Annotated in this window: 7 protein-coding genes; all 7 read right to left on the reverse strand. The window is 30.0% G+C overall.

All coding sequences use genetic code 11. The features are described from left to right. Nucleotides 1-2,103: a HEPN domain-containing protein gene (locus ABJG40_RS06625; RefSeq protein ID WP_348023792.1), complete on the reverse strand. Its 2,103-nt coding sequence runs from the start codon at nucleotides 2,101-2,103 to the stop codon at nucleotides 1-3. Nucleotides 2,104-2,140: 37 nt separating this feature from the next. After that, nucleotides 2,141-3,388: a GTP-binding protein gene (locus ABJG40_RS06630; protein WP_348023793.1), complete on the reverse strand. Its 1,248-nt coding sequence runs from the start codon at nucleotides 3,386-3,388 to the stop codon at nucleotides 2,141-2,143. Nucleotides 3,389-3,574: 186 nt separating this feature from the next. Continuing rightward, nucleotides 3,575-4,480, reverse strand: coding sequence for a sulfate adenylyltransferase subunit CysD (gene cysD, locus ABJG40_RS06635; RefSeq protein WP_348023794.1), 906 nt, complete (start codon nucleotides 4,478-4,480; stop codon nucleotides 3,575-3,577). Nucleotides 4,481-4,489: 9 nt separating this feature from the next. Then, nucleotides 4,490-5,104 (reverse strand): phosphoadenosine phosphosulfate reductase family protein, encoded by a 615-nt coding sequence (locus ABJG40_RS06640; RefSeq protein WP_348023795.1) that lies wholly within the window; start codon nucleotides 5,102-5,104, stop codon nucleotides 4,490-4,492. Next, nucleotides 5,104-5,367 (reverse strand): DUF2061 domain-containing protein, encoded by a 264-nt coding sequence (locus ABJG40_RS06645; protein WP_348023796.1) that lies wholly within the window; start codon nucleotides 5,365-5,367, stop codon nucleotides 5,104-5,106. The genes ABJG40_RS06640 and ABJG40_RS06645 overlap by 1 nt, the downstream gene beginning before the upstream one ends. A 218-nt stretch (nucleotides 5,368-5,585) precedes the next feature. Continuing rightward, nucleotides 5,586-5,999 carry an Rrf2 family transcriptional regulator gene (locus ABJG40_RS06650; protein WP_348023797.1) on the reverse strand — a complete coding sequence of 138 codons (414 nt, stop codon included), beginning with the start codon at nucleotides 5,997-5,999 and terminating at the stop codon, nucleotides 5,586-5,588. A gap of 94 nt (nucleotides 6,000-6,093) precedes the next feature. Further along, nucleotides 6,094-6,466, reverse strand: a 373-nt coding sequence (locus ABJG40_RS06655; protein ID WP_348023798.1) for a polysaccharide lyase family 7 protein, incomplete at its 5' end; no start/stop codon positions are given.

The raw sequence follows: 6,466 nt of genomic DNA on the forward strand, positions 1-6,466 counted from the left end.
TTAGATTGCGCTTTCAGCAAAAGTATTGGTTACTTTTCTAAAACTCCTAACTTTCTTTAATAATTCCTCTGAATCATTAATATATTGCAAACAAAACTCTTTGGTGGGTGCGTTTTTATTAATTTGATAAATTAACTCACTAAAAGATCTATTTAACTCAATTTTGCCAGAAGCAACAAATAACTCATCAAATTGTTTAATTATTCCTGCATGTGTATTTGTTTTTTTATTTTCTGCCAATAACATTGCTTTTGCGGTGTTTACTAAAGATTGATATGCATAATAAATTGATCCTGAATAAACTTTATTATCAAAAGCCTCTTTAGCGTTTTCAATTTTTTCATCACTTTCTAAAAACAATGTTGCAATTAAATCGATAACAACACCTGCACACTCTCCAATTCCAATTGCTTTTACATACTTCTCTTCTTCTCCCCAATCAATAAAATCTTCTTGAGTTAAATTAGAAACATCTTGTAAATCATTTAAGAAATCATAGAAATACTTTTCTCCTTTTTCTTTATAATACACTACAAATTGTTTTCCATTTGAATTTGCATCAAAATCATTTAAAATTCTACGCAAAGCTTCTGGACCTCTTTTACTTGGTACTTTTACTACTTTATCTGCAAACGCTCCATTTCCATCACCTAAATTACCACCACCTAATAAAACTTGTAACGCTGGTGCAACTAATTTATCTGGGGTTCTAACAGTCATTCCTTGAAAACCAATGTTTGCCATATTGTGTTGCCCACACGCATTCATACAACCACTAATTTTTATAACAAGATCTTCGTTTTTTAAATATTGTGGATATTCTGCTGCAATTACTCTTTCTAATTCTTCTGCAATACCCGTACTACTTGCAATTCCTAAATTACATGTATCTGTACCAGGGCAAGCTGTAATATCTACAGCTTTATTATATCCTGCTTCTACAAAACCTAATTTTTCTAATTCTTGATAGAAATAAGGCACTAACTCTTCTTTTACAAAAGGAATTATAATATTCTGACGTAAAGTTAAACGAATTTCTCCGGCTGCATAATTATCTACCAAATCTGCTAACAACCTTGCTTTGTCTGTATAAAAATCTCCTAATAAAACTTTGATACCTATTGCAATAAAACCTTTTTGTTTCTGAGGAATTAAGTTTGTTGATTTCCACAAATCGAAAGCTGCTTGGTCTTTAATTTCTACTTTTGGAGCTTCAACTGAAACTGGTGTTGATGCTACATAAGAATCCGCATCAATTTCAACTGTTTTTAATTCAATTGCATTTTGTTCTTGCTCAATTAAATCTCTAAAAGCTTCTAAACCGATATCTTTTAATAAAAATTTCATTCTAGCTTTGGCTCTACTTTTACGCTCACCATATCGATCAAAAATTCTTAAAACTCCTTCCATTACTGGAATTATTTTGTCTGATGGTAAAAACTCATATAAAGTTTCTGCATGTCTTGGTTGAGAGCCTAAACCTCCTGCAACCATTACTTTAAAACCTCTAACACCATCTTGTATTTTAGCAATATATCCTAAATCGTGTAAATAAGACAAACCTGTATCTTCATCTGTAGATGAAAAAGAAACCTTAAATTTACGTCCCATTTCTTGACAAATTGGGTTACGCAAAAAGAATTTATACAATGCATCTGCATAAGGAGAAACATCAAAAGGCTCATTAACATCAATACCCGCCGTTTCAGAAGCTGTTACATTTCTTACAACATTTCCACAAGCTTCACGTAACGTAACATCATCTTTTTCTAATTCTGCCCACAATTCTGGAGTTCTATTTAAATCTACATAATGAATTTGAATATCTTGACGTGTAGTAATATGTAATCTTCCTCTAGAATATTCGTCTGAAACTTCAGAAATTCTGCGTAATTGATTGCTTTTTACTTTACCATAAGGTAATTTTATACGAATCATTTGTACGCCTTCTTGACGCTGACCGTAAACTCCTCTAGCTAAACGTAAACTTCTAAATTTTTCTTCATCTATTTGTAGATTATTGAATGCTGCAATTTTATTTGCTAATTCAATAATGTCTTTTTCTACAACAGGATTTTCTATTTCTGTTCTAAAACTCTGCATGATCTATATTGGTTGTGATGATTGGTTGAGAATTGGTTTATTTTATAAAACCAACTCCTACTGTATTGTTCGTTTTTGGATTGATTAAAATAAAAGATCCATTAGATTTATTGTCTTTATAAGAATCAAAAGCTAGTGATTTACTTAACTTTAGTTGAATTTCTCCTATTTGATTTAACTCTAATGCTGATGGATTTTCTTCTTTACCAGAAAAATCTGTTTTTATAATACTAGACAGTTGTGTAATTTTTGCTTGAGCATCATTTACACCATGCTTAATATAATATTTTTGTGATGCTTGTAAAGGCTCTTTATCCATCCAACAAATAGTTGCATCTAATTGTTTTGCAATTGTTGGTTCTTCTGTTGTTTTTACCAACATATCCCCTCTACTTACATTTACATTATCTTCTAAAGTAATAGTTACAGAGCTTCCTCTTTTAGCTGTTTCGTATTCCTTATCGAAAAAATTAATGGTTTTAATTTTCGATTTTGTTTGTGATGGTAAAACAGCAACTTCATCTCCAACAGCTAAATCTCCTCCATAAATTTTACCTGCATACCCTCTAAAATCGTGATATTCTTCAGTTTTTGGTCTGATAACAGTTTGTACAGGAAAACGAGTTTGAGATTCATCATTTATATCTTCTGGCTCTAACCTTTCTAAATGATGCATTAATGTTTCTCCTTTATACCAAGGTGTATTTTTTGATTTTTCTACAACATTATCTCCTTGTAAAGCAGACAAAGGAATGAACGTTAAATTTTGTCCTTTATACTCACTTTTACTAGCTAAATATTCTATTTCTCCTTTAATTTGATTGAATTTTTCTTCAGAGAAATCAACCAAATCCATTTTATTTACAGCAATTACAACATCTTTAATTCTCAATAAATTATTGATAAAAAAATGACGATATGTTTGTTCTACAACTCCGTTTCTAGCATCAATTAACACAATAGAAGCTTGTGCTGTAGAAGCACCTGTTACCATATTTCTTGTGTATTCTATATGACCAGGTGTATCTGCAATAATGAAACTTTTACTTGGTGTAGAAAAATAAATATGTGCTACATCAATTGTAATTCCTTGTTCACGTTCTGCAACTAAACCGTCTGTTGCCAAAGAAAAGTCTAAATAATCAAAACCACGTTGTCTACTTTTTTCTTCTATGGCTTCTAACTTATCATCTGTTAATGATTTTGTATCATATAAAATACGACCAATTAAGGTACTTTTACCATCATCTACACTACCTGCTGTTGCTATTTTTAATACTTTCATTTTATAAGCTGTTTGCTATTAGCTTTTGGCTTTTAGCTTAGTTTGTATTCGTTTTTTAATAATTACAAAGTTTAAAACTTTGCAAAACGTTTTTAAATAGTTGCGTTAGGGATTGAAACGACATCCTTTTTTTGTTTTTCTCAAAAAAAGATATAGTGAAAAGCCCGTTAAAACGCCCAAATAATTTTAAAAATATCCTTGTTGTTTTCTCTTTTCCATGGCTGCTTCAGAACGTTTGTCATCAATTCTTGCGCCTCTTTCGGAAATGGAGGAATCTCTAATTTCTTCTACTACTTTTGCTATATCTACTGCATTTGATAATACTGCTGCTGTACAACTCATATCTCCTACAGTTCTAAAGCGTACCATTCTTTCTACCACTTCTTCTTCTTCATCTCTATAAACTACGGCATCATCTGCAGACCAAATCATACCATCTCTAACAAATGTTTTTCTTTTATGAGCAAAATATATTGATGGAATTTCAATTGTTTCTTGTTCTATATAAGACCAAACGTCTAATTCTGTCCAATTAGAAATTGGAAAAACACGCACATTTTGTCCTAAATCTATTTTTCCATTTAACATATCAAATACTTCTGGACGCTGATTTTTTTCATCCCATTGTCCAAAATCATCTCTTACAGAAAAGATTCTTTCTTTTGCTCTTGCTTTTTCTTCATCACGTCTTGCACCTCCAATACATGCATCAAAACCAAACTCTTCAATTGCATCTAATAACGTTTCTGTTTGCAACATATTTCTGCTTGCATATCTACCTGTTTCTTCTTTTACACGACCAGAATCGATGTTATCTTGAACATCTCTAACAATTAATTCAACACCTAATTCTTTAACTAATCTGTCTCTAAATTCGATTGTTTCTGGAAAGTTATGACCTGTATCTATATGCATTAATGGAAAAGGAATTTTTGCAGGATAAAATGCTTTTTGTGCTAAACGTACTAAAGTTATACTGTCTTTTCCTCCAGAAAAAAGTAACACAGGTTTTTCAAACTGAGCTACTACTTCTCTAAAAATATAAATTGCTTCACTTTCTAAAGCATCTACTTGTATTGTTTTATTACTCATAATTCTGTTTTAGATGTGTAAGCCACATTCTCTGTTACTTTCTACTTTTGTTGGATCGAAATATGTAAACTCATTTGGTAAGTTTTTTTCTACTAAATAAGTATCTAACTCTTCATCTGTACTATTGTAAAAAGGACTTACTTTTATAATTCCGTCTTTACTTACAGAAACAACATCTATGCTATTTCTAAAAGCAGTTTGACCTTTTCTTAAATTTGTGAACCAAACATCTGGTTGATGCTCTTTCATTGCTCTTGCAAATGGCTCTAGTTTAACTTGCTCTGTAAAAAGAACATGTTTAGGATCTTCTATTGATGGAACTCCTAAAACTACATTTCTATGAGCTGCAGTTTGTTTTGGTGTATATAAGTGAATATTTAAATTCAGCTTTTCTATAATTTCTTCTGCATGTTTATAAGTTTGCACTGTATTGTAACCGGTATCGCACCAAATTACTTTAATGTCTTTTTTTATTTCTGTAACTGCATTTAAAATAGCCACTTCATAAGGTCTAAAGTTGGTTGTAATAACTGCTTTTTTTGCAAAAGAAATTGCCCAAGAAATAATTTCTGCTGGACTTTTATCTTTTAATTGGTTGTTTATTTTGTCTAAATCTAGGTTCATTATTTTCCCCATTTTATTTTGTTCCAAATTCTTTCATGAAAGAAATACAAAACTAATTTTGTTAAAAAATCTACTGAAGCTATTGATGTAGCTAAAGCAATTTCGCCAGTTAAAATGTAAGAAACAATTAATGTATCTATTGTACCTACAACTCGCCAACTTAATGCTTTTACTACACTACGTAAAGGTTTTTCTGACTTTTTATCTTCTTCAAAACCCTTACTTCGTGCTTTTTTGTTAAAAATGATTTGGTTTAAAATCATAAAAAAAATTAATTCAAATAATTACCCTACTGCTTTAATAGGGTATGCAAACATACATTAAAATTATATATGAAGTCGATTTATATTCTTAAAAATTACCCAAACCCTATAGAATTAGTAGATTAATAAAAAAAAGATGAAATTTTTATGAATAATCAACTACTAAAAGGATTTAGTAATAAAAAAAAATGAATTGAAATAAGAAAAGTAATTATGGTTTAGCAATTACACAAGTCTGCTAAAGTTGTATTTCTAAAAATTTTTAATGAACTATCTCTAACTTGTGACATCAATTTATGAACTGTACAAGCATTTTCGTCAGGACAATCTTCGCATTTTTCGTAGAAATTTAAACTTACACAAGGTATCATAGAGATAGGACCTTCTAAAATTCTCATAACATCTGTCATTTGAATTTCATTAGGTTCTTTTAAAAGATAGTAACCTCCACCTTTTCCTTTTTTAGAAGCCAAAAAGCCATTTTTCTTAAGATTTAAAAGAATACTTTCTAAAAATTTTAATGAAATGTTTTCACTTTTAGATATGGTTGCAATTTGTACAGGATTTTTATCTTCTAATCTTGCTAGATAAGTAAGCGCTTTAATTCCGTATTTTGTTTTTTTAGATAGCATTAAACAAATTTACATAATTAAATACAACTACCATAGTAAATTAGTAGGATAAACTTTTTATAAAGAACTATTTTTCTTTCTTTTTTAAGAATTCTTAATTAGTAGTGTGTGTTTTTTCTAAAGCATAAAAAGTTACCTGAGCATAATCATTTGCATCTCCAGAATTGTTTACATGATAAACACCTGCTTTAAAATACATGTATTGCCCACTAACATTAAAACCACTATTTACCATATTTACAGTTTTTACTACATCCTCTTTACCTTCTCTATAAATTGTAACCGTTAAAATATCTCCAACAACTTTTATAGCATAACTAAACTTTTCATTAAGTGCTATTCCATCTGAAGGGTTAGAAGCAGTACTACTTCTAGAACCGATCATTTCATGCCATTGTTCACTACCATTTCCATCAGTTGGTTCGTGAGCAAAATATATAGAACCTAAGGTATTGTCTTTTAATTTT

Origin of the sequence: Polaribacter sp., from assembly GCF_039939415.1 — a bacterium.
GTDB lineage: Bacteria > Bacteroidota > Bacteroidia > Flavobacteriales > Flavobacteriaceae > Polaribacter.

Coding starts and splice junctions, on each gene's coding strand:
- ABJG40_RS06625 (WP_348023792.1), bottom strand. CDS start 2,103: ATGCAGAGTTTTAGAACAGAAATAGAAAATCCTGTTGTAGAAAAAGAC.
- ABJG40_RS06630 (WP_348023793.1), bottom strand. CDS start 3,388: ATGAAAGTATTAAAAATAGCAACAGCAGGTAGTGTAGATGATGGTAAA.
- cysD (WP_348023794.1), bottom strand. CDS start 4,480: ATGAGTAATAAAACAATACAAGTAGATGCTTTAGAAAGTGAAGCAATT.
- ABJG40_RS06640 (WP_348023795.1), bottom strand. CDS start 5,104: ATGAACCTAGATTTAGACAAAATAAACAACCAATTAAAAGATAAAAGT.
- ABJG40_RS06645 (WP_348023796.1), bottom strand. CDS start 5,367: ATGATTTTAAACCAAATCATTTTTAACAAAAAAGCACGAAGTAAGGGT.
- ABJG40_RS06650 (WP_348023797.1), bottom strand. CDS start 5,999: ATGCTATCTAAAAAAACAAAATACGGAATTAAAGCGCTTACTTATCTA.